Origin of the sequence: Novosphingobium barchaimii LL02, from assembly GCF_001046635.1 — a bacterium.
Classification (GTDB): domain Bacteria; phylum Pseudomonadota; class Alphaproteobacteria; order Sphingomonadales; family Sphingomonadaceae; genus Novosphingobium; species Novosphingobium barchaimii.
This window is the reverse complement of the sequence record NZ_KQ130452.1, coordinates 287,166-310,625: the sequence shown is the minus strand read 5'-3', so window position 1 is coordinate 310,625 and position 23,460 is coordinate 287,166. Positions and strand designations below refer to the sequence as shown.

The window sequence follows — 23,460 nt, the reverse complement described above, 5'->3', positions numbered from 1 at the left end:
GCGCACCGGGCCGGCTTTTCAACCGGCCCGGTGCGCGAAAACTCAGCCCTTCTTGAGGTGGCGGCGGCCCAGCAGTTCCGCGATCTGTACCGCGTTGAGCGCCGCACCCTTGCGCAGGTTGTCCGAGACGCACCACAGCGCCAGCCCGTTCTCGACCGTCGGGTCTTCGCGCACGCGGCTGATGTAAGTGGCGCCGTCGCCCACGGCCTCTACCGGTGTGACGTATCCACCGTCCTCACGCTTGTCGACGAGCATCACGCCCGGCGCCTCACGCAGGATGTCCTGTGCCTCGGTGGCGGAAATCTCGTTTTCGAACTCGATGTTCAGCGATTCGGAGTGGCCGACGAACACCGGCACGCGCACGCAGGTCGCCTGCACCTTGATCTTGGGGTCAAGGATCTTCTTGGTCTCGACCACCATCTTCCACTCTTCCTTGGTGGAGCCGTCATCCAGGAAAACGTCGATGTGCGGGATCACGTTGAAAGCGATCTGCTTGGTGAACTTGCGCGGCTCGACCGAGTCGCCCACGAAGATCGCGCGGCTCTGCTCGAACAGCTCGTCCATGCCGTCCTTGCCTGCGCCGGAAACCGACTGGTAGGTGGAGACGACGACGCGCTTGATCTTCGCCTTGTCATGCAGCGGCTTGAGCGCGACCACCATCTGCGCGGTCGAGCAGTTGGGGTTGGCTATGATGTTGCGGGCCTTGTAGCCGGCGATCGCATCGGGGTTCACCTCGGGCACCACCAGCGGCACGTCAGGGTCCATGCGGTAGAGCGACGAGTTGTCGATCACCACGCAGCCCTGCGATGCAGCGCGCGGGGCATGGATCCTGGTCGCTTCCGATCCGGCAGCAAACAGCGCTATGTCCCAGCCGGTGAAGTCGAAGTGATCGAGGTTCTTGACCTTGAGCATGCGGCCGGTGTCGCCGTATTCCATCTCTGTCCCGATGGAACGCGACGATGCCAGTACGGCGATCTCGTCTGCGGGAAATTCGCGCTCGGCCAGGATGTTGACGATTTCGCGCCCGACATTCCCCGTCGCGCCTACGACGACAACCCGGTAACCCATGGCAATATCCTTCCAGCAGCGCACGAACGGCGCCTGTATGAAGGCGGCGGGTTACAGCCAGACTACGCGCAGGGCAAGCGCCGCCCCGGCATCGCCCTTTCCTTCAGGCCGGGGCGAGCGTGCCTATGGACGGTTTGACCGGGCCGCGCACGAAAGGCTGACGCCTGCCATAGGCCAGCGAACGCCAAACCCATTCCAGAGGCCCGCTGACGTAGAAGCGCATCCAGACATTGGCGAACACCAGCATGAATGCGTTGATCACGCTCGCCGCAAGGGCAAGCTGGGCCCAGCCGAACCTGTCCCACAGATCCAGGCCCCAAGGCGCGAAAATGAGCCAGAGCGTCACCACGCTGGTCAGCACATAGATCGAGAAGGCCATCCGCCCCACCGCCTTGAACGGCCTCAGCAGCGAGCGGCCCGCAACCGTCTTCATTACCAAATTGAACAGTGCGACATGGCCAAGCGTGACGGCAAGGCGCGCGAACTCATCGGTAATCCAGTTCGGCTTGGGCGCCAGATCGAAACGGAATATCTCCGCCACGCCCCATGCGCGCAGTCCACAGCCCAACGCATAGGCCGCGATCGCGGTCACCGCATAGAAGCCTATCGATCGCTCCCCCTGGATCACGCCCCACTTCCACAGCGCCATGCCGATAAACATTGCGCACACCGCCTCCAGCACCGTGAAAAATGTGCCGTTGCCGTCGCCGAAGACCTTGTTCCACACGCCCCAATTGTTCTTGAGGAAAACCCAGGGGCCCGCGACATGGGCCCTGCGTTCGGCATCGATCATGGCCTGCGCCTTCTTGCTCGGCGGCTTTGAAAGATCATGGGCATCGCGCTTTTCCTGCCAGTCGGAAAGGGTCTTCGTGTCTGCCTCGTTCAGCTTTGCGCCTTGCGCCTGCTTTGCCTCAAGTGCCTCGACCTTATGGATCGTCTCGATCCGCTCGTCGTACTCGATCGCGCCGCTGACGGCGACGAATGCGGCGAAGCCCATGCCCATCGCCAGCAGCGCCTTGGCCGGCGCCTTGCGGAAAGGAAACAGAAACAGCGCGGAAAGCCCGTAGGCCAACAGAATGTCGCCGATCCAGGCGATTACGAAGATGTCGATCAGGCCGAAAGCGACAAGCAGGAGGTTGCGGCGATAATAAAGATCCGCCACCGCGACCCGGTCATCGGGGTGCATGGCCTTGGCGGTGAACACCATAACCCCAGTACCGAACAGGAATTCGAACAGGCCGCGCTGGGTGCCGTCCCAGAAGATCGCGATAGTTGCCCAGGTCGTCTGATCTGCCCCCGACCACGACAGGCGGCGAATGTCGCCCATCCACGAAACCACGTTCGTGCCCATGTAAGGGATGTTCATGTAAAGGATGCCCAAGATCGCGATCCCGCGCATCACATCGAGAACATCGATCCGCGCCCGTCCTCGAACCGGGCCGAGTTCCACCGCTTCGCTCGCCATCTGCCACCCCCGCAAGTTGTCATACGAAGATTACTTCACACCGCGAAAGCCGTCAATTTGGGTAACCCGCCCAGGCAATGGCAAATTGTGTTAAGAATAAAATAAATTACGAAATGATTTCGGAATTTTATTTATACTATCAATATAGTCTTCTTGCAAAGACAAAGGGCGCCGGATTGCCCGGCGCCCTTCCTCAATTCCCGGCTGTTCCGGTAGCGCGTCAGTGCGCAGTGGCACTCGTCGACGCAGCGTGCGGGGCGGGTGCGGCGGCCAGTTCATCTGCCTCTGTCCATTCGATCGCGGTGAGCGGTTCGGTCAGCGCCTTGGCCAGCACCTCATCGACGTGAGACACGGGGATGATCTCCAGCCCCTCCTTCACGTTATCGGGAATTTCGGCGAGGTCCTTGCGGTTTTCCTCGGGGATCAGCACCGTGGTGATACCCCCGCGAAGCGCCGCGAGCAGCTTTTCCTTGAGGCCGCCAATCGGCAACACCCGTCCGCGCAGGGTAACTTCGCCGGTCATTGCGACGTCCTTGCGCACTGGCGTTCCAGTCAGCGTCGAAACGATCGACGTGACCATGCCGACGCCCGCCGAAGGACCGTCCTTGGGGACCGCACCTTCGGGAAGGTGAATGTGAATGTCCTTCTTCTGGATTACCGACGGCTTGATGCCGTAGGCGGGAGAGCGCGCCTTCACGAAGCTGTAAGCGGCCTGAATAGATTCGCTCATCACGTCGCCCAATTTGCCGGTCGCCTTGATCTGGCCCTTGCCGGGCACAGTCACGCTCTCGATCGTGAGCAGCTCACCGCCGACTTCCGTCCAGGCAAGGCCAGTAACCGCACCGACCTGATGCTCTTCCTCACCCATGCCATGGCGGTATTTCCGCACGCCGGCAAAATCGGAAAGGTTCTCGGCGGTGATGATGACTGCGGTGGCTTTGCCTTCGAGAATCTGGCGTAGCGACTTGCGCGCCAGCCGGGCAATCTCGCGCTCCAGCGTACGCACGCCGGCCTCGCGGGTGTAATAGCGGATCAGATCGCGCAGGCCGTCCTGTGTCAGCGTGAACTCACCCTTCTTCAGGCCATGGGCTTCCACCTGCTTTTCGATCAGGTGACGTTCGGCGATTTCGACCTTCTCGTCCTCGGTGTACCCTTCGAGGCGGATGATCTCCATACGGTCAAGCAGCGGCTGCGGCAGGTTAAGGCTGTTCGCGGTGCACACGAACATCACGTCCGAAAGGTCGATATCGAGTTCCAGATAATGATCCTGGAACTTGGCGTTCTGTTCGGGGTCGAGCACTTCGAGCAGCGCCGATGCCGGATCGCCGCGGAAATCCTGGCCCAGCTTGTCGATCTCGTCGAGCAGGAACAGCGGGTTGGATTTGCCGGCCTTGCGCAAGTTGGTCACGATCTTGCCCGGGAGCGAGCCGATGTACGTGCGGCGGTGTCCACGAATCTCGGCCTCGTCGCGCACGCCGCCCAGCGACTGACGGATGAATTCACGCCCCGTCGCCTTGGCTATCGACTTGCCCAGCGAGGTCTTGCCCACGCCCGGCGGTCCGACGAGGCACAGGATGGGGCCCTTCAGCTTGTTGGTACGCGCCTGCACGGCAAGATACTCGATGATGCGGTCCTTGACCTTGTCGAGCGCATAGTGATCGGCGTCGAGAATGTCCTGCGCGGTGGAAATATCGCGCTTGAGCTTGCTCTTCTTGCCCCAAGGCAGGCCGAGCAGGACATCGAGGTAGTTGCGTATGACGGTCGCCTCGGCGCTCATCGGCTGCATCGAACGCAGCTTCTTCAGCTCGCCGACGGCCTTTTCCTTGGCTTCCCTGGAAAGACGCGTCTTTTCGATACGCTCCGCCAGTTCCTGAAGTTCATTGCCCTCATCGCCTTCGCCGCCGCCCAGTTCGGACTGGATCGCCTTGAGCTGTTCGTTGAGGTAATACTCGCGCTGGGTCTTTTCCATCTGGCGCTTCACGCGGCCGCGAATCTTGCGCTCTACCTGCAGGACACCGAGTTCGCCTTCCATGAAGGAATAGACCATCTCGAGACGCTTGAGCGGATCGGGCTCGGACAGCACGGCCTGTTTGTCGGACACCTTGGCGGAAAGCTGAGCGGCGACGGTGTCGGCCAGCTTGGCCGCATCCTCGATGTCGCCCAGCTGTTCACCGGCGTCCTGGCTCAGCTTCTTGTTGAGCTTGGCATATTCGCCGAACTGGTCGACGACGGTGCGCATCATCGCTTCGGTTTCGGTGCCGTCAGCCGCGACCGGGTCGATCATCTCGACCCCGGCGACCAACATCTCGCCTTCTTCGGTCTGCTCGGTGCGCAGCGATTCGAGGCGGGCGCGGTCCTGACCTTCGACCAGCACACGCACGGTACCGTCCGGCAGCTTCAGAAGCTGCAGGACGCTGGCGACCACACCGGTGTCGTAAAGGTCATCCCTGTCGGGGTCGTCACAGCCGGGATCCAGCTGCGCAAGAAGGAAAATATCCTTGTTGCCGGCCATCGCCGCCTCAAGCGCGGCCACGGATTTCTCACGGCCGACGAAGAGAGGCACGACCATACCCGGGAAGACGACGATATCACGCAGAGGCAGAAGAGGAAGCAGGTTCAAGGCAGTATCCATTCATCACGCGCGGGGCTTGACCTGTCGGCGCGCCCCGGCTCTTGCTCAGAATATGGGGTGTTTACGCCGCCATGCAATCTTTTGCGGGTTAAAGACTGTGCAAAGCCCCGCTCTGCCCCTTCTTGATACAAGCGGGATCACCCCCGGGGTATCTAAAGGCTCATCCGTTACGGAGAGTGCCGGGGAGAGTTGGCGCGGTTTCGAACCAGTACCGGCCCTTCGGCAACACCTGAGGCAGGCGGGGCGGATCAAACCGCCCTCGCTCCACCCTATCGCAATGTAAGCCTCAGAACGGCATCTTGAAGCCCGGCGGCAGGCCCATGCCCGACTGCGCCTTGGCGAGTTCCTCGTTGGCGACCGAGTCAGCCTTCACGCGCGCGTCGTTGTAGGCGGCCGCGATCAGGTCTTCGAGCATACCCTTTTCACTGGGCTGCATCAGGCTGTCGTCAATGCCCACGCCGATCACGCGACCCTTGGCCGAGCAGCGGATCTTGACCAGACCACCGCCGGAAAGTCCTTCGACTTCCATCTGGTCGAGCTTGCCCTGAGCCTCGTTCATCTGCTTCTGGATGGTCTCGGCGGCAGCTTGCGCGGCCTGGATCATCTCTTCCATCGACTTCATTTCAGCGTCTCCAATTGCGCCCGCCGCCGATAGCGGCCGGACGGTCGTCTTCAATCAATTCGGCGCCCGGAAAGGCCGCCATAGTCGCCTCGACCAGCGGCGCCGCGCGCAGGGCCTCGGCATCCGCGCCCTTCTTCACCTCGGCGATCTCGACCAAGGTCGGGGCGCCTTCGGCATCCACCCGCTCGACCTGCCAGCGCTCGCCGGTAGCAGCCTGCAGGCCGCCGCGCAGGATGGAGGCGATATCCTCTCTGAACGCGGGCGGCTGGGTATAGCGCAGCAGGCCCGGCGCCAGTTCGACCACGCGCACCTGCATACGCATGGTATTGGCGGTCGACAGCTCGCCGATATGCTCGACGTCATCGACCAGCGCTTCCCAGCGCGGCATGATCGCCGTCGGAGCGGACGCGGCGGGTGCGCCGGGCACAGGCGCGCCGCCCTCCAGCGCCGGTGCAGCTGCGGGAGCGCGCGCGGCGATCTCCTCCAGCTTGCGCACCAGAGCGCCGGGATCGGGCATGTCGGCGGCGTGCATGATCCGCAGCAGGGCCATCTGCGCCGCGACCAGCGGATCGGGCGCGGATTTCACTTCGTCATGGCCCTTGAGCAGCAGTTGCCACAAGCGATGGAGTTGACCCGCGCGCAGGCGCTGTGCCCATCCCTCGATCGCCTCCCGCTCCTCTGTGGAATGGGCATCGGCGGCATTGCCAGCGACCTGCGCCACGGCAATGCGGTGGATCAGGTCCATCAGCCCGCGCATGATCGCGATCGGCTCGACACCCAGCGAGAACTGACGCGCGACGATGTCGAGCAGGTCAGGCCCCTTGCCTTCAAGGATCGCGGCGACCAGCCCGCGCTGCACGCTCTTGTCCGAGAGGCCGAGCATGTCGCGCACCTTCTCGGCGCTGACCTGGACAACCCCATCGAGATCGGCGCCGTCAAGGTCGGCATGAGCGATCGCCTGGTCGAGGATCGATAAGCCATCGCGCACCGAACCTTCGGCAGCGGCGGCGACCATGGCGAGCGCCTCATCCTCGGCCTCGACGCCTTCCTGCCGGCAGACGTAGGCGAAGTGCCCCGCCAGCATCGGCGCGGGAATACGACGCAGGTCGAAGCGCTGGCAGCGCGAAAGCACCGTAACCGGCAGCTTGTCGACCTCGGTGGTCGCGAAGAGGAACTTCACATGCGCCGGCGGTTCCTCAAGAGTCTTCAGCAAGGCATTGAAAGCATTGCGCGACAGCATGTGAACTTCGTCGATGATGTAGATCTTGTAGCGCGCCGATACGGCGGAATAGCGCACCGCCTCGATAATCTCGCGCACATCGTCGACGCCGGTGTGACTGGCGGCGTCCATCTCGATCACGTCGATGTGCCGGCCCTCGGCGATGGCCACGCAAGGCTCGCACTTGCCGCAAGGGTCGATCGTCGGGCCTCCCTGCCCGTCGACGCCGATGCAGTTGAGGGCCTTGGCGATCAGGCGCGCGGTCGACGTCTTGCCGACCCCGCGCACGCCGGTCATCAGGAAGGCATGGGCGAGCCGGTCGCGCTTGATGGCATTGGCGAGGGTCTGGACCATCGCCTCCTGCCCGATCAGTTCGGCAAAAGTCTGCGGACGGTATTTGCGCGCCAGCACCCGGTAGGGCTGCGCGGCGGCGGGCTGAGCAGGCGCGGGTGCCTTGCCCGCAGCGACAGGCGCTGGCTTGGCGGCTGCAGGCACTGGCGCTGCAGCTTCGCCAAACATGGCAGACTGGCCGGCCGCTTCCAGTTCGGCGGCGGTGGGGGGCGCTTCTGCTTCGGGGGCCGGTTCGACCGGCTCCGGCTCACCGAACATCGAATGCTGGCCGGCCGCCTCCAGTTCGGCGGCGCCGGGTTCGTCCTGGTTCTCGTTTTCGTCGTCCCAGGGGGGCGTATCGCCGAACATGTCGCGTGAATCGTCCATCGCCGCGCAAACTAGGGGCTAGGCCAGCGAATGTCAGGGGAAAAGCGCCGTCCTCCACAGCCTTCGCGCCGTGTGGACAAAGAATGCGCGTAGCAAAGGCTGCGGGGCGCAAAATTCAGCTGATGCTGCCATCGATGTGGTGAAATAGGAGCCGGGCGACCCGCCGCAATCCGTTGTGGCTGCTTCCTTCCGGACCTGACCAAGTTGGCGGACGAAAACGTCCACCCGACTCCCGTGCGGGCATATGCCGGGGACGGTCGGGTTTGTCCAGTCCCCGAAGCGAACAAACCTGACCGGCTGTTATCTCAGCGGAAGTTGTCGGCGTAGGCCTGGATCTTGAGGCGGCGCGGCGGGGTGGTGTGGATGGCCGCTTCGATGCCGTAGCGGTCGGCGTAGGCCTTCGCTTCGTCACTGGTGGGGAAGCGCAGGATGACCTGCTGCTGCATGTCGCCCGAACCGGCCCATCCCATCAGGGGATCGGGCTTCTTCGCTTCCGCCGGGGCGAATTCGAGGGTCCACTCGTCAAGCAGCGCCTTGCCGGACTGCATGGCGTTCTTCGGGCGTTGATAGATGCGTGCGCTCATAGGCCAGAGCCTTGCCCCCGAATCGCAGCGAAAATCAAGCGCGAATCACGCATTTCGCCCCCGCTCGAACGCATTGCGGGTCTTGAGACTGGGGTCTTCGTTCCACGGCTCGTCCGGCCAGCGGTGGCGGGGGTAGCGGCCTTTCATGTCCCGCTGCACGTCGCGCCACGATCCGCGCCAGAAGCCCGGCAGGTCGCGCGTGGTCTGGATGGGACGGCCCGGGGGCGAGGTCAGCTTGAGCAGCAGAGGCAGCGGCGGCTGGCCGAATGTCGGGTGTCGGTCCAGCCCGAACAGCGCCTGCACCCGAACCTCGACCGAGGGACCGCCCTCGTCCTCATAATCGATGGGGTGGGATGTACCGGCGGGACTGCGGAATTCCGGCGGAGCAAGGCGATCCAGCGCCTGTTGGTCGTCCCAGGTCATCCGGTTGCGCAGGGCCTGCGACACCCCCGCACCGTCCAGCGCATCGAGGCGGCGGCCCAGCAGCGGGCCGAGCCATTCCTCAAGGTCCACCAGCAAAGCCTCTTCCGAAAGCGATTCGATACCGGCATAGCGCGCACGGCGCAGGAACGATTGCGCGCCTTTGCCCAGCGGCACCATAGCCAGGCCCTTGAGGCGGATACGCTCGATCAGGAAAGCGCGGATCGCTTCCGGGTCCGGCGCCGGATCGGGGCCGGTGGCGAGCGTGATCGCGCCCAGACGCCGTTCGAGCCGCGCCTCGACGCGGGCGTCGCTGTCGTTCCAGCGCAGCACCGTGCGGCGCTCGATGGCATCCCCCAGCCACGCCTCGACTTCGGAGGTTTCCAGCGAGGCGCCGGAGAGGATGCGGGCGCCCTTGGCCTGCCCCTGCGCATCGCCGATCACCATCCACTCACGCGAGGCCAGCGGCGAGGCCGGGTCGAGCACATAGCCCCTGCCCCCGGCGCTGAGCCACGTCTCGCCCGAGGCATCGCGGCGGCGGGCAAGCATGTCCGGGCGGCCAAGCGCAAGAAGCACGCCGGGCGGCACGTCATCCGGCTGCGCAGGCCCACTGACCAGCGCCTGCGCCCGGCGCGCCCAGCCTGCCGCCAGCTTGCGCGAAGCCTGCGCGCGGGGCGAACGGTCGGCGTCCCAGCGCGAGAGGCGCTGCGTAAGGTCGTCGCTGCGCCCGCCTAGGCCGCGTTCCTGGAGGAGCAGCGCCAGCCGCGCGGCGACGTCGGCCTCGCCGTGCTCGGCCGCGCGCAGGATCATCGCGGCCTGCGCCGGGTCCATCGGCAGGCTGGCGACCTTGCGGCCGAACGCGGTTATGCGCCCTTCCCCATCCAGCGCGCCGAGCGCCGCCAGCCCCTTGCGCGCGGCATCGAGCGCGGGGACCGGCGGCGTATCGAGCCAGCCCATCGCGGCCGGATCGCCCGCGCCCCACTGCGCCAATGTCAGCGTCAACGGCGTCAGGTCGCTGGTGAGCATTTCGGGCGGATCAAACTCGGGCCGCCCGGTATGGGCCGCCTCTTCCCATAAGCGATAGGCAATGCCCGGCCCCTGGCGCGCCGCACGGCCTGCGCGCTGCGCCGCCGAAGCGCGGCTGGCGCGGTGGGTGACAAGCCGGGTGACGCCTGCCGCCTTGTCGAACTCGGCCCGGCGCGAAAGGCCCGCGTCGACCACCACCGACACGCCGTCCAGCGTCAGCGAGGTTTCGGCGATGGCGGTCGCCAGCACGATCCGGCGGCGACCATCAGGGTCGCGCCGGATGGCGGCGCGTTGGGCGCCCGGCTCGCACTGACCGTGGAGCGGCAGGACCAGCGCCGAGGGCAGCTTCTGCGCAAGGCTTTCGGCCACTCGCTCGATCTCGCGCACGCCGGGGAGAAAGGCGAGCACATCGCCATCCTGCTCGCGCCATGCGGTAAGGACGGCGGAGGCCATGGCATCCTCGATCCGCCGCTCCGCCGCATGGCCAAGCCAGCGGAAATCCAGTGGCCAGGCTTTGCCCGCGCTCTCTATCACCGGCGTGCCTTCACCCAGCAGGCGGGCGAAGCGGGTGCCATCGATGGTGGCGGACATGACGACGATCCGCAGGTCCTCACGCAGCACCGCGCGGCTCTCGATGGCAAGCGCAAGGCCGAGGTCGCTGTCGAGATGGCGTTCATGCGCCTCGTCGAACAGCACGGCGGAGACGCCGGCAAGCTCCGGGTCGGCAAGAATGGTGGAGACGAAGATCGCCTCGGTCATCACCACTACCCGCGTGCGCGCGGTGCGCTTCACATCGAGGCGAGTGACGTAACCGATGGTGCCGCCAGCCTGTTCGCCAAGCTGCTCGGCCATGCGCTCGGCAGCGGCGCGGGCGGCGACGCGGCGGGGGGAAAGCAGGATCACGGTGCCGCTGCACCAGTCCTCTGCCAGCAGGGCCGGGGCGAGCGCGGTGGTCTTGCCCGCGCCCGGCGGCGCGATCAGCACGGCGCCGGTCCTGTCCCGCAAGGCGCAAAGCAGATCGGGCAGGACGGCGTGGATGGGCAGAGTAGTCACCCGCCCAGCCTTAGTGCGCTCGCCCGCCTTGGGAAAGCGTCCAGACGAAACTTGACAGCGACGGGTTGGGGGCGGCTTGGGGGCGGCTTGGGGCCAAATTGGACCCATTTTTCCGGAACGTCCACTATTCCTAAAGACTTGTTACGTAATCGCAGACCTTCCGCCGCCTTCCGTTCAACTACACGCAGTACCTGCATAATATGCATCGCGCCGGTCAGTATCCCCTCAGCGTCGCGCAATATTTGCGCCTGCGCGAGCACATACCACCTATGTATGGCCTGCTTCTGATAAACGCCGCCGTTCTGGCGTTCACGCACCGGGCGCTCGCCCCGGCGCTGCTGGTCTACTCCGTCCCTGCGATTTTATTCGCCGCCTGCGTGGTGCGAACGGCGATATGGATACGGCCCGTCAAGCCCAACGAACTTGAAACCGCAGTTGTCGAAAGACGGATGCGCAAGACGCTTGGAGTGGCGGCGGTGATGGCGATGGCTTTCGTCAGCTGGGCGCTTTGGCTCGACCAGTACGGCGGCCCTTACGAACATGGCCATGTCGCCGTTTTTATCTCGGTAACGGTGCTGGGCTGCGTGTTCTGTCTTGGCTTCCTGCCGAACGCCGCCGTGGTGGTGTGCGTTTCGGTGCTCGGCACGTTCCTGGCCTATTCGCTATGGAACGGCACCGAAGTGCTGATCGCCATCGCCGGGAACATCGCGTTGGTGGCCATCGTGATCCTCAAGATCCTGCGCGCTTCTTACAGTTCCTTCGTCGAACTGGAGACGTCGCAGCGCGACCTGAACTGCGAACGCAAACAGGCGCAGGCGCTGGGCGAAGAAAATGCCCGCCTCGCGCAGACCGACGCTCTGACTGGGATGCCCAATCGGCGCTACTTCTTCACGACGCTGGAAAGCCTGCTCGCCCGGTCGGGCCAGGGCGACGTATTCAGCGTCGGGCTGATTGACCTCGACCGCTTCAAACCGGTGAACGATACCCATGGCCATGCCAACGGCGACCGCCTGCTGCAGGTGATCGGCGGACGGATGATGAGCCAGTGTCCGGCCGATGCCATCGTCGCACGACTTGGCGGCGACGAATTCGGGCTGATCGTGATGGGCGGCCCGCAGCACGCCGAACGTATCGCCAACGAACTGTGCAAGGCGATCCGGGAGCCGGCACGCATCGGCGACGTGCTGGTTTCAGTCGGGTGTTCGGCAGGCCTGTCGGTATATCCCGACACCGCCGTGACCGCCGACCTGCTATACGACCGCGCCGACTTTGCGCTCTATCACGCCAAGAACCACAAGCGCGGGCAATGCGTATTGTTCTCGGACAAGCTGGAGCGGCTGATCCGCACCGAACAGGCGATCGACGCCGCGCTGCAGGGCGCCGACCTCGCACGCGAACTGACGCTGGTCTACCAGCCCATCGTCGCGACCGAGGACCTCGATCCGATCGGCGTGGAGTCCCTCGCGCGCTGGCATTCGCCCCGCCTCGGCGATATCGCGCCGGAAATGCTGATCGCGGCCGGTGAACGGCTCGGCCGCGCCCGTGAAGTCACACTGGCACTGTTCGACAAGGCGATGGACGCATTGGTACGGCTGCCGACGCCGCTGCGCTTGTCGTTCAATCTTTCCGGCAACGACATCAGCAACACCGGCACGATCGATGCCCTGCTGGCGCGCCTTGAGGCGTCGGGCTGCGATCCGCGGCGCATGTTGATCGAAATCACCGAATCATCGCTGATCGAGGAAATGGACACGGCCGGCGCCGCGCTGGAACGCCTGCGCGAAACCGGCATGCGTATTGCGCTGGACGATTTCGGCACTGGCTATTCCAGCCTGTCGTCGCTTCACCAGCTGCCGCTCGACATGGTGAAGATCGACCGCAGCTTCGCAGTCCGGCTGGATGAAGCGGCCGGGCGGCGGCTGATCACCGCGATTCGCCACCTTGCCCGCTCGCTTTCGCTGGAATGCGTGATCGAGGGAATCGAGACCGAGAACCAGCTGGTCAGCGCACGCCTTGCAGGCTTCTCGCTGGCGCAGGGCTATTTCATTGCCCGGCCGATGCCGCTGGAAGATATGCTGGAGCGGCTGGCCCAGCCCGGCGCCTCGATGTGGGCCGCAGCAGGCTAGATCAGGGGGGCACCTTGGCTGCGTTCAAGGCTGACTGGATCAGCCCGCCTGGCGCGCGCCATAGTCGATGCGGATGCGAACCCAGGTGCCGATCTGCGCCTTGCCGTTTATGCGCGGGGGCAGGACCTGGAACTGCCAGGCGGCATTGAGCACCGCACGGCCGAAGCCGGAACCACGCGGCGATTCGCCCAGGATCTGGCAGTTCTCGACGCGGTAGTGGTCCTGCGTCTGGCAGGCGATCATGCCCCAACCCTGACGCGGCCCGCTGGCATTGAGATAGCCGCCCAGCTGTGCATCGCTGGGTTCCTTGTACCATTCAGCATTGTAAAGCACCGCGCCGCCCGGTCCTTCGCCGGGGCCGTAGGTCGATCCGTTGCTGCCGCCGCCAGGCGCCGCAGCACCGTTGCCGGAACGCTTCATCGCGCCGATATCGGCCGCCGCCATGTCCGCGCGGGACACCTTGAGGAACGAGAATGCCGGCTTTTCGGTCGGTTCCTTCGGCTTCTCCACCGGAGGAACCGGGGCCTCCACCCGCACTTCGGTCTGCTTGGGCTGGTCCTTCTCGGTCTTTTCGGCCTTCGGGGTTTTGGCCTTGTCCGGCGACTTGGCGCCGCTGTCGGCGTCTTCGCCCTCGACGTTGAAGGTGACCGGGTTGTTCGCCTTCCTCAGCGCCGGCGCCACGGTCGTCTGGTAAAGCGCAATCAACAGGGCAATAACGATGATCGCCGCCGAAAGCAGCATGGAGATCAGGCGTTGGCGGGGCGAGCCGGGCTGGTAGCCGGTGACTGCCCGATCGGCATCGGAGCGCATGGAGCGCCTCCTTAAGCGAGCAAGGCTCGCGTCGCAATTACAGCATTGTTTCAGTCTGTCGCAGGAACCGGGCCTGCGCCCGGCCGGCAGACCGGGCTAGTACCGGCGGGCGACCGCAAACTCGACTGCTTCGCCCATTGCCGCACGCGCTTCGCCTGCCGGGAAACCGGCGATCGCATCGATCGCGCGCTGGGCGTAAAGCCGCGCGCGTTCGCGCGTGGCTTCCACGCAGCCATGACGGTTGATCAGCTCGACCGCATGGGCAAGGTCTTCGTCCTCGGTGCGGAAACCGGCGATGGCGTCCTCCCAGAACTTGCGTTCCTCGGCATTGCCGCGCGCATAAGCGAGGATCACCGGCAGGGTCATCTTGCCCTCACGGAAGTCGTCGCCCTTGTCCTTGCCCGATTCGCTGCTTTCCGAATCGTAGTCGATCGCGTCGTCGACAAGCTGGAACGCGATGCCCAGATTGCGCCCGAACGCATCGAGCGCCATTTCCTCAGCCTCGCTTTTTTCCGCGACGATCGCCGGGATGCGGGTGGCGGCGGCGAACAGCGCGGCGGTCTTGGAGCCGATGATCTGGAGGTAATGTTCCTCGCTCGTCTCGATCCGGCGCTGGGCGGTCAACTGGTCGACCTCACCCTCGGCGATGATCGAACTGGCCTTGGAGAAGATCTTGAGGACCTTGAGGCTGCCGTCCTCCACCATCAGTTCGAAAGCGCGGGTGAACAGGAAATCGCCCACCAGCACGGTCGCGGGATTACCGAAGACGATGTTGGCGGCGGCCTTGCCGCGCCGCATGTCCGATCCGTCGACCACATCGTCGTGGAGCAGCGTGGCGGTGTGGAGGAACTCCACGGCAGCAGCCAGCTTGTGGTGGCGGTTTCCCTGGTAACCGCACAGCTCTGCCGCGGCGACCATCAGCATCGGCCGCATGCGCTTGCCTCCACCCGAGATCAGGTGCCCGGCGAGCGCCGGGATAAGCGGTATTTCGCTCTGCATGCGGTCAAGAATGACGGCGTTGACGCTGTTCATGCCGGAAGCGGTAACCGCCAGCATGGGAGCAAGGGAAGGCTGGGGCCTGCGGGAACGCAGGGCGACGACATCTGCACTCATTGTCCGGCGCATTGCGCGCAAGGAGCCGTCAACGCAAGTGCAAACGCCATCAAACGGTGGATCGAGGCGACTGGAAGAGCAGGCAAAGCCGTGCTAGCGGGCGGGCCCATGAGCCAGGAACCCTCCACCGCCGATCCCGTACTCGCGGGCTTCCGCGCCAGCATCGACAATATCGATGCCGCGCTGATCCACATGCTCGCCGAGCGTTTTCGGATCACCAAGGCCGTAGGTGAATACAAGGCTCATACCGACCTGCCCGCTTCCGACCCCGGCCGGGAGGAACGCCAGATCACGCGCCTGCGCGCGCTTGCGGAAGACGCGCATCTCGATCCCGACTTCGGCGAGAAGTTCATCCGCTTCATCATCGACGAAGTGATCCGCCATCACCAACAGGCGAAAAACGGGATCTGACGCGTTAGAGCGGTTCCCGATCTGACTGAGTCGGCTGGGCTGCTCTAAGCTACTGGTTTGCCGCGTTTTCCGAGTCATCAGGTGATCCCACCTGATTAGAAAACGCTCTGATTCCTCCCCGAGCGAGCCGGGGAGGAACCGAAGGTCACTCTGCCACGAATTCCTGCAGGCGCGCCATCAGCGTCTGAATGCGGGTCGCGGCTTCGGTGAAGGTCTTCACATCCTCCCGATTGCCATTGCCGCGCGCTTCCTTGGCGGATTCGAGGTAACCCTCGAGATCGACCTCAAGCGCGTCGACCAGCATTTCGATCTCGTCGGAGGTAAGCGGGACATTGATAGGCTTGGACATGAAGACTCCTGGGTGTGCAATGCGCGGCAAATGAGCACGAACGGCGGGAACCACAACCGCCGTTCAAGCGGTTCCCCCGGATAATTTGAACCTGCCGGTCAACTCGGGATGCGTGGAAGCCTGAGCTTGACCAACAAGCCGCCAAGATCCTCGCTCTCGTCGAGATGGACGGTGCCGCCGTAGATTTCCACCACATCGCGCACGATGGCAAGGCCAAGGCCGGTCCCGGGCTTGCCGGTATCCAGCCGGGCACCGCGATCGAATATGCGAATACGCTCGGCCTCGGGAATGCCCATGCCGTCGTCCTCGATCCAGATTTCACAGAACTGCGCTTCCTTGGTGGTGTCCACCGTCACGAAGACACTGCCCCCGCCGTACTTCGCCGCATTCTCGATCAGGTTGCCGAGGATTTCCTCAAGGTCCTGCTTCTCGATGGCGACAACGATGTCGCGCGGTCCATCGAGGTCCAACCGTGCCTGCGTATAAAGCCGCTCGACTGCGCGCAGCACCGCTTCGAGGCTGGGCCACACTTCCGCCCGCGACATGCCCACGGCGCGGCGGCCGACCGCCCTCGCCCGCGCCAGATGGTGGTCCACCTGGCGGCGCATCACCGCCGCCTCGCGAATCACGGTATCGGCAAGATCGGGCGCCTTTGCTGTCGCCGCGTTCATCACCACCGTCAGCGGCGTCTTCAGCGCATGGGCCAGGTTGCCGGCATGGGTACGCGCTTCCTCCGCCTGACGCTCGGTATGGGCAAGCAGAGCGTTCAGCTCATTGACCAGCGGCTCCACTTCGCGAGGCAGCGGATCGTTGACCCGGCTTGCCCCCGTGGTGCGTAGCTTCTGGATCGCACGGCGGACGTGCCGCAAGGGGAACAAGCCGTACCAGGTCTGCATCCCCGACATCAGCATGAGACCGAAGCCCAGCGCGACGAAGCTGTAGACCAGGATCGAGCGGATCATCTTGATCTGGTCGTTCAGGTCCTTGCGGCTGGCGGCGACCGTGAACATCCACTGGGTATTGCTGCCGGGCAGGATGATAGAGCGTTCCAGTACGCGCAGCGGCTCGCCTGCGAACTGGTCGCTGTCATAGACGTGCGGCTCGGCGTCGAAGTGGCCGGCGGGCACATCAAGACTGCGATCCCACAGCGAGCGCGACGGGAAATCCTCGTGCCCTTTCGCCCGAATCTGCCAGTAGAGGCCTGAATTGGGTTCCATGAACCGCTGGTCGCCGAGCGGGCGGATGAAGAACACTTCCCCATCCGCGCCGATCTCAGCGGAACCGATCATGCCGGTAAGGACGTAGCTGAGGCCCTCGTCGAAATTGCGCGTAACGATGCCGGTCACGGTATTGTTGAGGGCCAGCCCGCCCGCGAGAAGTAGAAAGGATATCCACCCCGCCGCGATCAGCATCATACGTCTAGCAAGCGAACCCGTATTGCCGGGCCGGCTAGCGCGCGGTTTCACGGTATCGGCCTGCGCGCCCACACCGGTCCCGGGCACCGACCCAGAAACCTGAACGGCATCCGGGCCGGGCGCGACGGGATCGGCCGCGCCCATGGCGGCCGGATCAGCCGCGGCCAGGGTGGGCGGGATCGTCGAGACTGTAGCCAAGGCCGCGGATCGTCGTGATGACGTCGGCACCCAGCTTCTTGCGGATGCGCGTGACGAAGACCTCGATCGTGTTAGAATCGCGGTCGAAATCCTGATCGTAGATATGCTCGATCAGTTCTGTACGGCTGACCACCTTGCCCTTGTGGTGCATGAGGTAGGACAGCAGCTTGTATTCCTGAGCGGTCAGCTTGATTGGCTCGCCGGCCAGGGTAACCCTGCCCGAGCGGGTGTCGAGGCGCACGTCGCCCGCAGTCAGCTCGCTGGAAGTATTGCCCGAGGCACGGCGGATCAGCGCGCGCAGGCGGGCGATCAGTTCCTCGGTCTGGAAGGGCTTGGCGAGATAGTCGTCGGCGCCGGCATCGAGCCCAGCAACCTTGTCCGACCAGCTGTCACGCGCGGTAAGGACGAGGACCGGGAAAGTCCGCCCTTCGCGGCGCCACATGCCGAGCACGGTCAGTCCGTCGATCTCAGGCAGGCCAAGGTCGAGGATCACCGCGTCGTAATCTTCGGTCGAGCCGAGGAAATGCCCGTCTTCGCCATCGGTGGACAGATCGACGGCATAACCGTTCTGCTCCAGCGTGGTCTTGAGCTGGTTGCCCAGGGTGGGCTCATCCTCGACGATCAGGATGCGCAATGTATCGTCCTCCCTATATGAACGGGCCTGAGATGGGGCGAAAGCCTGCAAGGGTCAAGCCGTGCGGCCCCGCTAGGTTCCCGTACCGTGTTCAGGGAGAGGATCAGCGGCTCTGGCCGATGATGCGCCCGGTGCGGGCATCGACGTCGACGAAATAGACTTTACCGTCCTGAATAAACTTCAGCCGGTAAGCCATCGCCGCGGGATCGTAGTCCGGGCCGAGATACTGCTTTCCCGCCATTCGCGGCAGAACCATCTGCTCGATCTGGCGGATCGACATTATATTGCCTGCCTTGCGCTCCCTGCGAGCCTCGCCCTGATCGCCGCCGGAATCGGCATGGACCGCAGGAGTGCCAGCAAGAAGGGAAAGCATGGCCAAGGCGGCCAGCGGGGAGGAAAACCTTTTCATCACGGCTTCGGTGCCTAATTCCAGCGCGTTGAACAAGTCCTGAATGTGGCACGAAGGTGGCCGAAAGGTTCGGCTCGCCGCAAACCGGATATGCAGCGCCGACAAACCCCGCGCTTGCCCTCCCCCCTGCCCCGCCTGTAGGGGCGCGTCATATGGCAACCGCACCAATCCTAAGCTGGGAAGGCCTTGGCCTTGTTCAGGGCAATGGCTGGCTCTTTCAGAACCTCGACATCAACGTCGGTCCGCGTGACCGGCTGGCCCTGATCGGCCGCAACGGCGCGGGGAAGACCACGCTGCTCAAACTGATCGCGGGCATCGTGGAAGGCGACAAGGGCACCCGCTCGGTCCAGCCGGGCACGCGCGTGGTCACGCTGGAACAGGACCCGTTTTTCACGGGCTTCGACACCCTGCTCGATTTCGCCATCCACGGCGATGACGCACCGCCGCGCCACGAAGTGGAAGCGATCGCCGACCAGCTTGGCATCGACCTTTCGCGCGAAGCCGCCAGCGCATCGGGCGGTGAACGCCGCCGCGCCGCGCTGTGCCGCGCGCTGGCATCCGAACCGGACCTGCTGCTGCTGGACGAGCCGACCAACCACCTCGACCTTCACGCGATCGACTGGCTGGAATCGTGGCTGCAACGCTACAACGGCGCTTTCGTGGTCATCAGCCACGACCGCACCTTCCTGACCCGCCTGACCAATGCGACGCTGTGGCTCGACCGCGGCGGCCTGCGCCGCAAGGACATCGGCTTCGGCGGCTATGATGCCTGGGAAGACGAAGTCTACGCCGAGGAGGAACGCGCCGCCCAGAAGCTGGACGCCAAGCTCAAGATCGAGGCCCACTGGCTGGAACGCGGCGTCACCGCTCGGCGCAAGCGCAACCAGGGCCGCCTCGCCAAGCTGTGGGAAATGCGGGCCACCCGCGCCGCGATGATGGGCCCGCAAGGTGCCGCCAAGCTGGCCGTAGTCGCCGACGACAGCAAGACCAAGTCGGTCATAGTCGCGGACAAGGTGACCAAGTCCTTCGGAGACCGCACGGTCATCAAGGACTTCAGCCTGCGCATCCAACGCGGCGACCGCATTGGCGTGGTCGGGGGCAACGGTTCGGGCAAGACCACCCTGCTCAAGCTGCTGATGGGCGAGCTGGAACCCGATTCGGGCAAGATCACGCTGGCCAATACGCTCAACCCCACGGTTATCGACCAGCAGCGCAGCCGGATGGCTCCGGAGATGACCATCCGCGAAGTCGTGGCCGAGGGCGGCGACTGGATCGACGTGCGCGGGGTGCGCAAGCACATCCAGGGCTACCTCAAGGACTTCCTGTTCGACCCGAACATGGTCGAGGCCAAAGTCGGCACCCTGTCGGGCGGTGAACGCTCGCGCCTGCTGTTCGCGCGCGAATTTGCGACCACTTCGAACCTGCTGGTGCTCGACGAGCCGACCAACGACCTGGATCTGGAAACGCTGGACCTCCTGCAGGAAGTCATTTCCGATTACGAAGGCACCGTGCTCATCGTCAGCCACGACCGTGACTTCCTCGACCGCACCGTCAATCTCACGCTGGGCCTCGACGGGTCGGGGTTCATCGACGTGATCGTCGGCGGCTATGCCGACTGGGAAGCCAAGCGCCGCGAACGCTCCACTTCCTCGGGCAAGAAGGCCAAGGCCGAAACCGCCGCGCCGCCGCCGATGCCTGCGAAGAAGGCCAAGCTCTCGTACAAGGATCAGCGCGACTACGAACTGCTCCCCAAGCGTATCGAGGAACTGGAAGCCGCCATCGCCCGCGACGAACAGGCAATGGCCGACCCCGCGCTCTACACCCGCGATCCGAAGAAATTCGCCGCCCTCACCGCCGCGATCGAAAAGGCGCAAGGCGACAAGGAAGCTGCCGAGGAACGCTGGCTCGAACTGGCGGAACAGGCGGAAGGCTGAGGCCGGGCGGTTCCGGTGATTCCCGCTGTGCCTCCAGGCTTGCCAAATCCCTCAACCTGTAGGAAAGCGAAAAACCAGATCGGTTAGGGGCAGAAACATGATCAACCGCATCCGCGACATTCGCGTGCAAAAGGGCATGACGCTCGCCGACGTGGCGCTCGCCTGCGACCCGCAGACGACGGCGCAGACAATCGGCCGGCTCGAAACCGGGATGCGCAACCTCTCGCTGGTGTGGATGAACCGGATCGCTGCCGCGCTGGGCGTGGAGCCGGAAACCCTACTGCGCAGCGAGGGCGCCGAACCTGCCCGCATCGTCGCCACGCTGGGCGGCAAAGGCCCCGAAGCCCTGCGCACCCCGATCGAGGCTGTGCTGCCCAACTCTCTCGCCGCAGACACGCCCTGGCTGGTGCTGGCGGTAGAGGCATCCTGCGGCGAATACCGCGCCGGCGACCAGGTGTGGCTGCGCCAGTATCCTTTCGCGGAAGCCGCCCGGCTGATGAACCGCGACGTGCTGGCTCCGCGCCCGGGCGGCCACTTTTCCTTCGGCCGCCTGATCGAGAGCACCGAGGCTACCATCCTGCTTCTGCCTCCGACCAGCGGACAGGACCGCGTGGCTGTGGAACATCCTGCGTGGCTGGCTGTTGCCGAAATGCTTGTCCGGAAACTCTGAAGGCACACGCCCCTCGATGCATATCCTCTCGATCGCAACGCTTTTCCCAAACCCGGTAAAGCCCTCGTTCGGGGTCTTCGTGGGCAACCAGATGCGCGCTGTCGTGGCGCAGGGCGATATCCAGCTGACCGTGGTCAGCCCGATCGGCGTGCCGCCTTGGCCGCTGTCGATGCGCGAACCTTATGCGCGGCTGAAGGCCATTCCCGATGTCGGCAATACCGCCGGTTTCCCGGTCTACTATCCCAAGTTCACGACCTTTCCGAAGATCGGCGGAGATACCAATCCGGCGCGTATCGCGCATGCCGTGCTGCCGCTGGTCCGCCGCCTTCATGCCGAGCGGCCCTTCGATATCGTCGATGCGCAGTTCTTCTTCCCAGATGGCCCCGCCGCCGCGATCATCGCGCGCGAACTGGGCCTGCCGCTGACCATCAAATCACGCGGCGCAGACATCCATTTCTGGGGCCAGCGCCCCCATGCCCTGAAGCAGATGCGCGAGGCAGCGGCGCAGGCGGCGGGCCTGCTCGCCGTCAGCCAGGCGCTGCGGGAAGACATGATCGCGCTGGGTATGCCAGCCGAGCGCATCGCCATCCACTACACCGGGCTGGACCGCGAGAAGTTCCACCCGATCGAGCGCGGCGCCGCCCGCGCGCTGGTTTCGGCCATGCCCAACCTGCAGATCTGGTCCAAAGGGCCGCTGCTGGTAACGCCCGGCTCGCTGATCCCGCGCAAGGGCCAGAGCATCGTCATCGAGGCCCTCACCCGCCTGCCCGAAGCGCGTCTGGCGCTGGCCGGTGCGGGCGAGGACGAGGCGCGTCTGAAAGCCCTCGCCCGGCGGCTGGGAGTGGAGGAACGTGTCCACTTCCTGGGACTGATAGACCATGAACTGCTGCCGCATGTCCTTTGCGCGGCTGACGTGCTTGTCTTGCCCTCCGCCAGCGAGGGCCTGGCAAACGTGTGGATCGAGGGTCTTGCCTGCGGTACCCCCATCGTCATCCCCGACATCGGCGGCGCGCGCGAGATCGTCAGCGACGAAAGCGCCGGCCGGATCGCCGAACGCACGCCCGAGGCCATTGCCTCGGCTGTAGCCGATATCCTCGCCGACCCACCCAGCCAGGCTGACGTGGCGGAACACGTCAGCCGCTTCAGCTGGGGCGTCAACGCCGAGAATATCGTGCATTTCTGGAAAGGCGTTCTCGGAGAGCTTGAACCCGCGCCCGAACCGGAACTGCAAGTCGAGCCGTGAGCTTGACCGCCGCCTAAAGCGAAGACCCACCATCCAGCACGAACTCCGCGCCGGTCGCGAATGAACTTTCGTCGCTGGCAAGGTAGAGACACAGCGCCGCGACTTCCTCGGGCCGGCCGAGCCGCCCGATGGGATGCCCGGCCACCCATTCCGCATAAAGCGCATCGGGAGTCTCGGACTGGTTCATCACCTTTTCCAACATGGGCGTCAGGATCACGCCGGGATGCACCGAATTGCAGCGCATGGCGTAACCCTTGTGGGCATAGTGCAGCGCGATCGACTTGGTCATGTGAGTTACGCCGGCCTTGGCCGCGTTATAAGCAGCAAGGTAATCGCGCGCACGGATGCTCGCCATCGAAGCGATGTTGATGACCGAGCCGCCGGTGCGCTTCATCAGCGGGATGACATGCTTGCAACCCAGGAGCACGCCGCCGACGTCGACATCTAGCTCATGCTGCAAAGCGTCGAACGTCAGGTCTTCCACTGAACCCACGGTGGTGATCCCGGCGCAGTTGACCAGTGTGTCGATCCGGCCGTGGTCCTGCTCGATGTGCGCGAAGGCACCGATCCACTGATCTTCCTGCGTCACGTCTAGCCGCGCGAAGGCAGCCGCTTCGCCCAGTTCGACAGCGAGCGCCTCGCCTGCCGCCACATCGATGTCGGTAATCAGCACTTTGCCGCCCTCGGCCACGAAACGGCGCGCGATTGCCTCGCCCAGCCCGGACGCCCCGCCAGTGACCAGCGCCACATTGCCTTCGATCCGTCCCGTCATCGCTCGCTCTCCGTGGTCTGTTCTGGTGTTGTCGCCCTTGAACGGCGTGGGCAGCCGCCATGCACCTGTGCAAAGTGCCAGAGGCGCCGGTGCCGGGGCAGTCCTAGCCTCTGCCTCACATAATCGAGAGAGGACTATCCCCATGCGTATCATCGTGGCCGGCTGGCTACGTTTCGCCGGCGACGAAAAGACCTGCGCCGAGATCATCGTCGGCGGCGCCGATCACATCGCCGCCGCCCGCGAGGAAGCGGGCTGCACTGCCTACAACTGGGCCGTGGACCCGCTGGAACCGGGGCAGATGCATGTATACGAGGAGTGGGACAGCGAGGAAGCGCTGCTCCAACACTTCGCCGACCCGCCTTATGCCGATATGCGCAGCCATCTGGAACGGTACGAACTGACCGGCTTCCACGTGCAGATTTACACCGCCGCCGGGATCGAGCCAGTGTACGCCGAAGACGGCTGGCCCCGTAAGGAGATTTTCGGGGTTACGCTGGCCGGAGCCTGACTGGGTTTGTGTCTCACCACCGCCGTCTCCCTTAACGTGTTTCAGGGGGACGGCGGGTAAAG

General features: G+C 64.6%; 20 protein-coding genes and 1 other RNA gene. 6 read left to right on the top strand and 15 right to left on the bottom strand.

Translation table 11 applies throughout. From position 1 onward, the window contains the following. Positions 1-42 precede the first annotated feature (42 nt). The 8 genes from V474_RS01510 to hrpB all read right to left on the bottom strand — a co-directional run bounded on the left by V474_RS01510 (position 43) and on the right by hrpB (position 10,806). Complete coding sequence (locus V474_RS01510) at positions 43-1,068, bottom strand: aspartate-semialdehyde dehydrogenase (protein WP_059149800.1); 1,026 nt, start codon at positions 1,066-1,068, stop codon at positions 43-45. Between the two features lie 103 nt (positions 1,069-1,171). After that, positions 1,172-2,533: a DUF418 domain-containing protein gene (locus tag V474_RS01505; protein WP_059149799.1), complete on the bottom strand. Its 1,362-nt coding sequence runs from the start codon at positions 2,531-2,533 to the stop codon at positions 1,172-1,174. Between the two features lie 220 nt (positions 2,534-2,753). Then, positions 2,754-5,165 carry an endopeptidase La gene (lon, locus tag V474_RS01500; protein WP_059149798.1) on the bottom strand — a complete coding sequence of 804 codons (2,412 nt, stop codon included), beginning with the start codon at positions 5,163-5,165 and terminating at the stop codon, positions 2,754-2,756. A gap of 286 nt (positions 5,166-5,451) precedes the next feature. Then, entirely contained in the window at positions 5,452-5,787 is a 336-nt protein-coding gene (locus V474_RS01495; RefSeq protein ID WP_059149797.1) for a YbaB/EbfC family nucleoid-associated protein, read from the bottom strand. A gap of 1 nt (position 5,788) precedes the next feature. Continuing rightward, complete coding sequence (locus tag V474_RS01490; RefSeq protein WP_059149796.1) at positions 5,789-7,723, bottom strand: DNA polymerase III subunit gamma/tau; 1,935 nt, start codon at positions 7,721-7,723, stop codon at positions 5,789-5,791. Between the two features lie 141 nt (positions 7,724-7,864). Then, positions 7,865-7,959: signal recognition particle sRNA small type (gene ffs / locus V474_RS01485), an RNA gene on the bottom strand. 69 nt (positions 7,960-8,028) lie between these two features. Continuing rightward, entirely contained in the window at positions 8,029-8,307 is a 279-nt protein-coding gene (locus V474_RS01480) for an ETC complex I subunit (RefSeq protein WP_059149795.1), read from the bottom strand. A 45-nt stretch (positions 8,308-8,352) separates the two neighbouring features. After that, positions 8,353-10,806, bottom strand: a complete 2,454-nt coding sequence (hrpB, locus tag V474_RS01475) for an ATP-dependent helicase HrpB (RefSeq protein ID WP_059149794.1) — start codon at positions 10,804-10,806, stop codon at positions 8,353-8,355. A 269-nt stretch (positions 10,807-11,075) separates the two neighbouring features. Here hrpB and V474_RS01470 point away from each other — a divergent pair, with 269 nt between their 5' ends. Then, positions 11,076-12,932, top strand: a complete 1,857-nt coding sequence (locus V474_RS01470) for a putative bifunctional diguanylate cyclase/phosphodiesterase (RefSeq protein ID WP_236710507.1) — start codon at positions 11,076-11,078, stop codon at positions 12,930-12,932. 39 nt (positions 12,933-12,971) lie between these two features. Here the strand turns inward: V474_RS01470 and V474_RS01465 are convergent, their stop codons facing one another. Together V474_RS01465 and V474_RS01460 are read right to left on the bottom strand one after the other, a co-directional pair. Then, positions 12,972-13,742, bottom strand: a complete 771-nt coding sequence (locus V474_RS01465; RefSeq protein ID WP_148649249.1) for an energy transducer TonB family protein — start codon at positions 13,740-13,742, stop codon at positions 12,972-12,974. Positions 13,743-13,838: 96 nt separating this feature from the next. Beyond that, positions 13,839-14,855 carry a polyprenyl synthetase family protein gene (locus V474_RS01460; protein WP_059149792.1) on the bottom strand — a complete coding sequence of 339 codons (1,017 nt, stop codon included), beginning with the start codon at positions 14,853-14,855 and terminating at the stop codon, positions 13,839-13,841. A 108-nt stretch (positions 14,856-14,963) separates the two neighbouring features. On the opposite strand from V474_RS01460, the gene V474_RS01455 reads away from it, so the two are divergent. Further along, a complete protein-coding gene (locus V474_RS01455) occupies positions 14,964-15,266 on the top strand; it encodes a chorismate mutase (RefSeq protein WP_059149791.1) in 303 nt (100 codons plus the stop codon). A 145-nt stretch (positions 15,267-15,411) separates the two neighbouring features. Here the strand turns inward: V474_RS01455 and V474_RS01450 are convergent, their stop codons facing one another. The 4 genes from V474_RS01450 to V474_RS01435 form a co-directional block, all read right to left on the bottom strand. After that, positions 15,412-15,615: a hypothetical protein gene (locus tag V474_RS01450; protein ID WP_043975417.1), complete on the bottom strand. Its 204-nt coding sequence runs from the start codon at positions 15,613-15,615 to the stop codon at positions 15,412-15,414. A 98-nt stretch (positions 15,616-15,713) separates the two neighbouring features. Further along, positions 15,714-17,030, bottom strand: a complete 1,317-nt coding sequence (locus V474_RS01445) for a sensor histidine kinase (protein ID WP_236710755.1) — start codon at positions 17,028-17,030, stop codon at positions 15,714-15,716. Between the two features lie 154 nt (positions 17,031-17,184). After that, the gene (locus V474_RS01440; protein ID WP_059149790.1) at positions 17,185-17,862 is read right to left on the bottom strand and encodes a response regulator transcription factor; all 678 of its coding nucleotides are present in this window, start codon (positions 17,860-17,862) and stop codon (positions 17,185-17,187) included. Between the two features lie 103 nt (positions 17,863-17,965). Then, positions 17,966-18,271: a PepSY domain-containing protein gene (locus V474_RS01435; protein WP_059150719.1), complete on the bottom strand. Its 306-nt coding sequence runs from the start codon at positions 18,269-18,271 to the stop codon at positions 17,966-17,968. 152 nt (positions 18,272-18,423) lie between these two features. Here V474_RS01435 and V474_RS01430 point away from each other — a divergent pair, with 152 nt between their 5' ends. From V474_RS01430 to V474_RS01420, 3 genes are all read left to right on the top strand, one after another. After that, on the top strand, positions 18,424-20,205 hold the full coding sequence (locus V474_RS01430; RefSeq protein WP_059149789.1) for an ABC-F family ATP-binding cassette domain-containing protein: 1,782 nt from the start codon (positions 18,424-18,426) through the stop codon (positions 20,203-20,205). Between the two features lie 97 nt (positions 20,206-20,302). Further along, entirely contained in the window at positions 20,303-20,875 is a 573-nt protein-coding gene (locus V474_RS01425) for a helix-turn-helix domain-containing protein (protein WP_059149788.1), read from the top strand. A gap of 16 nt (positions 20,876-20,891) precedes the next feature. After that, a complete protein-coding gene (locus V474_RS01420) occupies positions 20,892-22,118 on the top strand; it encodes a glycosyltransferase (protein ID WP_059149787.1) in 1,227 nt (408 codons plus the stop codon). A gap of 13 nt (positions 22,119-22,131) precedes the next feature. Here the strand turns inward: V474_RS01420 and V474_RS01415 are convergent, their stop codons facing one another. Continuing rightward, on the bottom strand, positions 22,132-22,890 hold the full coding sequence (locus tag V474_RS01415; RefSeq protein ID WP_059149786.1) for a glucose 1-dehydrogenase: 759 nt from the start codon (positions 22,888-22,890) through the stop codon (positions 22,132-22,134). A 142-nt stretch (positions 22,891-23,032) separates the two neighbouring features. On the opposite strand from V474_RS01415, the gene V474_RS01410 reads away from it, so the two are divergent. Further along, positions 23,033-23,398 carry a putative quinol monooxygenase gene (locus V474_RS01410; protein WP_059149785.1) on the top strand — a complete coding sequence of 122 codons (366 nt, stop codon included), beginning with the start codon at positions 23,033-23,035 and terminating at the stop codon, positions 23,396-23,398. Positions 23,399-23,460: the final 62 nt, after the last annotated feature.

Coding starts and splice junctions, on each gene's coding strand:
- V474_RS01510 (WP_059149800.1), bottom strand. CDS start 1,068: ATGGGTTACCGGGTTGTCGTCGTAGGCGCGACGGGGAATGTCGGGCGC.
- V474_RS01505 (WP_059149799.1), bottom strand. CDS start 2,533: ATGGCGAGCGAAGCGGTGGAACTCGGCCCGGTTCGAGGACGGGCGCGG.
- lon (WP_059149798.1), bottom strand. CDS start 5,165: ATGGATACTGCCTTGAACCTGCTTCCTCTTCTGCCTCTGCGTGATATC.
- V474_RS01495 (WP_059149797.1), bottom strand. CDS start 5,787: ATGAAGTCGATGGAAGAGATGATCCAGGCCGCGCAAGCTGCCGCCGAG.
- V474_RS01490 (WP_059149796.1), bottom strand. CDS start 7,723: ATGGACGATTCACGCGACATGTTCGGCGATACGCCCCCCTGGGACGAC.
- V474_RS01480 (WP_059149795.1), bottom strand. CDS start 8,307: ATGAGCGCACGCATCTATCAACGCCCGAAGAACGCCATGCAGTCCGGC.
- V474_RS01470 (WP_236710507.1), top strand. CDS start 11,076: ATGTATGGCCTGCTTCTGATAAACGCCGCCGTTCTGGCGTTCACGCAC.
- V474_RS01465 (WP_148649249.1), bottom strand. CDS start 13,742: ATGCGCTCCGATGCCGATCGGGCAGTCACCGGCTACCAGCCCGGCTCG.
- V474_RS01460 (WP_059149792.1), bottom strand. CDS start 14,855: ATGAGTGCAGATGTCGTCGCCCTGCGTTCCCGCAGGCCCCAGCCTTCC.
- V474_RS01455 (WP_059149791.1), top strand. CDS start 14,964: ATGAGCCAGGAACCCTCCACCGCCGATCCCGTACTCGCGGGCTTCCGC.
- V474_RS01450 (WP_043975417.1), bottom strand. CDS start 15,615: ATGTCCAAGCCTATCAATGTCCCGCTTACCTCCGACGAGATCGAAATG.
- V474_RS01445 (WP_236710755.1), bottom strand. CDS start 17,030: ATGATGCTGATCGCGGCGGGGTGGATATCCTTTCTACTTCTCGCGGGC.
- V474_RS01435 (WP_059150719.1), bottom strand. CDS start 18,271: ATGAAAAGGTTTTCCTCCCCGCTGGCCGCCTTGGCCATGCTTTCCCTT.
- V474_RS01430 (WP_059149789.1), top strand. CDS start 18,424: ATGGCAACCGCACCAATCCTAAGCTGGGAAGGCCTTGGCCTTGTTCAG.
- V474_RS01425 (WP_059149788.1), top strand. CDS start 20,303: ATGATCAACCGCATCCGCGACATTCGCGTGCAAAAGGGCATGACGCTC.
- V474_RS01420 (WP_059149787.1), top strand. CDS start 20,892: ATGCATATCCTCTCGATCGCAACGCTTTTCCCAAACCCGGTAAAGCCC.
- V474_RS01415 (WP_059149786.1), bottom strand. CDS start 22,890: ATGACGGGACGGATCGAAGGCAATGTGGCGCTGGTCACTGGCGGGGCG.
- V474_RS01410 (WP_059149785.1), top strand. CDS start 23,033: ATGCGTATCATCGTGGCCGGCTGGCTACGTTTCGCCGGCGACGAAAAG.